The sequence below is a fragment of the Acidovorax sp. genome (assembly GCF_046339755.1).
GTDB lineage: Bacteria > Pseudomonadota > Gammaproteobacteria > Burkholderiales > Burkholderiaceae_C > Acidovorax.
This window is the reverse complement of sequence record NZ_JBKDTZ010000006.1, coordinates 1-4,647: the sequence shown is the minus strand read 5'-3', so window position 1 is coordinate 4,647 and position 4,647 is coordinate 1. Positions and strand designations below refer to the sequence as shown.

The 4,647-nt window shown below is 69.6% G+C and carries 3 protein-coding genes and 1 pseudogene; all 4 read right to left on the bottom strand.

Annotation, left to right across the window (positions count from 1 at the left end; all coding sequences use genetic code 11):
- Positions 1-257: 257 nt before the first annotated feature.
- The gene (gene pgaD / locus ACK59X_RS00290; RefSeq protein WP_409954453.1) at positions 258-752 is read right to left on the bottom strand and encodes a poly-beta-1,6-N-acetyl-D-glucosamine biosynthesis protein PgaD; all 495 of its coding nucleotides are present in this window, start codon (positions 750-752) and stop codon (positions 258-260) included.
- A complete protein-coding gene (gene pgaC, locus ACK59X_RS00285) occupies positions 749-2,089 on the bottom strand; it encodes a poly-beta-1,6-N-acetyl-D-glucosamine synthase (RefSeq protein WP_409954454.1) in 1,341 nt (446 codons plus the stop codon). The genes pgaD and pgaC overlap by 4 nt, the downstream gene beginning before the upstream one ends.
- Entirely contained in the window at positions 2,089-4,086 is a 1,998-nt protein-coding gene (gene pgaB / locus ACK59X_RS00280; protein WP_409954452.1) for a poly-beta-1,6-N-acetyl-D-glucosamine N-deacetylase PgaB, read from the bottom strand. The genes pgaC and pgaB overlap by 1 nt, the downstream gene beginning before the upstream one ends.
- A 12-nt stretch (positions 4,087-4,098) precedes the next feature.
- Positions 4,099-4,638 (bottom strand): annotated as a pseudogene (locus tag ACK59X_RS00275) (hypothetical protein).
- Positions 4,639-4,647 lie beyond the last annotated feature (9 nt).

The following is a 4,647-nucleotide window of genomic DNA, read 5'->3' as shown; positions in this document are numbered from 1 at the left end:
TGAAGAAAGAAATCTGCCGAAATCGCTGCCAGGCCAGGCGCAAAGCACAGCCATGCCCGGTGGCATGGCGCGCATTTGCAACGACGCATGGCGGCGATTGCCGGGAGATTTACTCAACGAATTTCGAACCCGGGACACCAGAGCCTGTTAACACTGATTTCGGGGATCGCGTTGCCCGGCCTGGGGGCTGGATGCAAGGCGCCCTTGCCCAGCAAGTCAACAACGCAGCCATACAAGCGCCCTGCCACCTGAGCGCCCTACCGCACAGCCCCAGCATACCGCTGACCCCGAGGGTCATTGGCAGGCGATGGGTGACCCGGCATGGCCGGGTGGCCCCATGCCAGCACGTCGGCAATGCCGCCATGCTCGTCGTTGCGCACCTGCACGATCTGCCCCGAGCGCAGTGCGCGCAGCAGCTGCGGCGTGAGGTCGAAGCTGGCGGACAGGCCGGCGTCGTCCAGCGCAGGGATCTTGCCGCGCCGCTCCACACGGCGGCGCATCTGGTTGTAAAGCGCCCAGGCGGCCAGCACGCAGGCGTTCAGCCCGGCAATGGCGACGTAGCCGGCCAGTGTGTCGGCGGTGGCGATCACAGGCTCCAGGCGCGCGGCCAGGCCCGGCCCCTGGTAGCGCACCATCTCGAAGACGCCGCGGCCCACCAGGTAGAAGAAGCCGGCCCAGGCCAGCAGGGTGGCCAGCAGGTCGAACACGCGCATCAGGCGGCCCTGGCGGGTGCGGATCAGTGGGTTTTTCATGGGGTGGTGTTGCTCCTGGGGATGCCACGGTCGGGGCTGGTCCAGCGGGCGCGCGACTGGCGCGACTTGAGCATGACCAGCGGAAAGCTCACCAGCGTGGTGAAGAGGCTCAGCATCCAGTACACCACCGGGTACCAGATCATCCACAGCAGCGTGCTGCGGATGGTGGGCTCGTAGCGCCGCTCGATGGACACGCTGACTGCGAACTGCATGAGGCAGGTGACCGACAGCACCAGCCCGGTGAACGATGGCGGCATGATGGTGGGCACGTACAGGTGCTCGGGCATGTCGAAGAACCTGCCCAGCAGGTACAGGATGATGGTCAGCCCGAACATGAAGGCCCATGCGGTGGACATGCAGAACTCCAGCATCAAGAGCCACATGCGGCGGTTGCGCCAATGCCACATGCCGCGCAGGTTTTTCAGGAACACCTCGGCCCCGCCCTGCGACCAGCGCAGGCGCTGCTGCCACAGGCCGCGCAGTGTCTCGGGCATCAAAATCCAGCACAGCGCGCGCGGCTCGAAGAAGATCGACCAGTGGCGCTTTTGCAGTTTCCAGCTGATGTCGATGTCCTCGGTGATCATGTCCGGGCTCCAGTAGCCCACGTCGTCCAGCGCGCGCCGGCGAAACGCCGCCACCACGCCCGACACCGTGAACACCTGCCCGTACACGCGCTGCGTGCGCTTGATGAGCCCGATGATGGACGAGAACTCCCCCACCTGGATGCGCCCCACCAGCGTGGAGCGCGTGCGGATGCGCGGATTGCCCGTGACGGCGCCCACGCGCGGGTTGTTGATCAGCGGCGCCACCAGGTAGGCCACGGCGTCGCGGTCGAGCAGCGCATCGCCGTCGATGCACACCAGGTACTCGCTGCGCGCAGACGCCGCGCCCATGCGCAGGGCGATGGCCTTGCCCTGGTTTTGCGCCAGGTGCACCACGCGCAGTCGCGGGTGCTCGGCGGCCAGGGCATCGAGCACCTGGCCGGTGTGGTCGCTCGACCCGTCGTTGATGGCGATGACCTCGATGTTCGGGTAGCGCTGCGCCAGGGCGGCGCGCAGCGCATCGCCGGCGTTGTCGCCCTCGTTGTGGCAGGGCACGAGGATGGACACCAGCGGCTGGCCCGCCAGCTCGGGCGCCGGCACATCGGGCCCCCAGGCCCAGTGGCGCTCCCAGTGCATCCAGTAGTACAGGCCGCCCGCGATCCAGATGCCCGACATGAACAGCGGGTACAGAAACACGAAGTCCAGGATCACATCGCTGGTGAAGGCTGCCTGCAGCGCAAGCGGGCCGGCAATGATGAACACCAGCACCGAGAGTGCGATGGCACGTTGAATGATCATGGCTGCAAGGCCCCACTGTTGGATAGCACGGGGCGCACTGCCGGGATGGCTGGGTGCCCGCTGATGAAGTTGTCGGGGTAGTAGCCGAAGCTGCGCGCACCGCGCACCTGCAGCCGGCGCATCCAGTGCGCCAGTCGCTCGCTGGCCACCGGCTGGCCGGTGCGCCAGTCCAAGGCCTGCAGCTCGAAGACGGTGCGCTCCACCGCGCCAGGGCGGCGGGTGATGGTGTCCACCACGCGGTCGAGCCAGGCGTCGGCCTCGCCCTCGGGCACCTGCTCCATCAGCGGCATGGCCATGGGGGCCGTCCAGTCGTAGGCGGCCAGAAAGTCGTCCAGGTTCTGTGCGAACCAGGCCTCGCTCTCGGGCGCCAGCATGGGCATGGCGAAGAGGTTGCGCGCCGTTTTCACCTGCGGGCCGCGAATGGCGCGCACGCGCTCGGCCAGGTGCAGGGTGAAGTCGGTCAGCGCGCGGGTCTTGAACCGCGTCCAGCGCTGGTGCATGGCTGGGTCGGCGCGCAGCGCGGCCACGCTGGCGGGCAGGCCGGCCTGGCGGTAGGCCGCCAGGGCGCCGGGGCTGGCGTCTTCGTAATCCGACAGCAGCGCATCGTCGTGGAACAGCACGCCGTCGAACCAGGCACTGCGCGCCAGGTCTTCGTAGATGTCGGTGATGCGCGCACGCGCCGTGGCGTCAAACGGCGACAGGCGGCGGTACTGGCCGGGCGCTGCAGTCCGACCCGGCGGCGCCAGCGCCTGCACGCGCGGCAGTGCCGGGTCGAGGTCGAAGGCCAGCACCGGCATCCACGCATACACCGCCACCCGGCTGCGCGTGCGCAGCTGCCAGGCCACGCGGTTGAACAGGTCGGCACGCATGGGCAGCCAGCGGTTGGGAAAGTACACGCTGTGCACCGTGCCATCGCCCTGCACGTCCGCAAAGGCCTGCAGGAACACGGTGTTGACCCCCAGGTCCTGCACGCGCTGCACCAGGTGGTCGAAATTGCGCGTCTGCTGCGCCGGGGCGGCGTCGTACAGGTAATCGAGGTCCACATGGGCCACGCGCAGCACGCGCGGCTCCTGCGTGGCCACCACGGCGGCGGCGAACTGGTCCACCGAGGGGTCGCCCGTGACCAGCAGGCGCGGCGTGTTGAACAGTGTGCCGGTGTGGCCCAGGCCCTCGTCCAGCGTCACCGCCATCTGGTAGCCATGGCGCTTGACCACGGCCAGCGCCGTGCCGCTGGCCGTGCCATATGGCCACACCCAGACCCGCGGGGCCTTGCCGGTGACCTGGCGGATGCGCGCGGTGATGGCGGCCACGTCGGCATCCACCCGCGCGGTGAAGGCCTCGTCGCCCTCGTAGCTTGCGCTGGCCGCGTCGTAGCGCCGCGCCGCCGCTGCGGGCTGCAGGTTGCCCTGGGGGTTGGCCAGCACGCCCTGGTGCAGGTCGTTGGTGTGCGCGCCCACCTCCACCAGGCCCGATGCGGCCATCTCGGCCACCTGGGCCCAGGTGGCAAAGCGCTCGCGCGGCGTGGGCTGCCCGCCAAAGTCCACCGTCTGCCCGGCGGGGGCATCCAGCCACGCGCCCACGGGCGCCAGCACGGCCGGCCAGCCGGTGGCCTGCAGCAGCGGGTACACCCGGTCGTAAAAGCTGCGGTAGCCGTCGTCAAAGGTCAGCAGCACGGCCTTGGGCGGCAGGGGCGTGCCGCCGTCGCGCGCGGCCAGGATCTGGTCGACCGACACGGGCTGGTAGCCGTTCTCGCGCAGCCAGCCGAAGTGCGCCACCAGGCGCTCGGTGCGCACCGCCAGGTAGCGGGCATCGACATCCGCGTCCTGCACGTCGTGGTACGCCACGGTGACGAAGCTGTTGGCCGGCCAGGGGCGCTCGGCATGGGGCAGTGCGCGGTCGCGCGGGTGCACGAAGGGCGGCGCCAGGCTGGCGCAGGCGGAGACCAGCGCCGCGATGGCCAGCAGGGACAAAAGCCGCAGAAACACGGGGATCATGGCAGCAGCACCTCAGAATTTGTAGAGCAGGTCGAACGCGGTGCGCACGATGCGCTCGTTCACCCCGTCGTAGGGGCGGCGGGTGACCGACACGGCCAACCCCAGCTCGAAGGTGACGTTCATGCGCAGGCGCTGGCCATAGCCGACGGTGGCCACGTTGCCGGTGCCGTAGCCGCGCTGCGTGTACGCGCCCACGCCCAGCTGCAGGCGCTGGCGCCATTCGGTCTGGTAGTGGCGGTACAGCACATGCGACACATCCAGCGCGGGCAGCACGAACAGGTCGGCTTCGGGCGCGAAGTACGGCCCGCCGGGCTGGCTGTTGCGCGAGCCCGAGAGCTCCAGCACCGCATCGGCCTACAGGCCGTAGCGCGTGAACAGGCGCTCGCGCCCCACCACGCCCACGGCCGTGCGGCGGTTGCCGTCGGAGTAGTCGAGCGCGCCCAGCGACAGGTTCCACTCGCGCCGCTCGTTGGCGCGCCAGCTCAGGGCTTCCGTGGCGCGGTTGGCGGTGAGGTCGCTGCGCAGCGCGCGCAGCGGGTTGTCGCGCGACAGGCGCTCGGC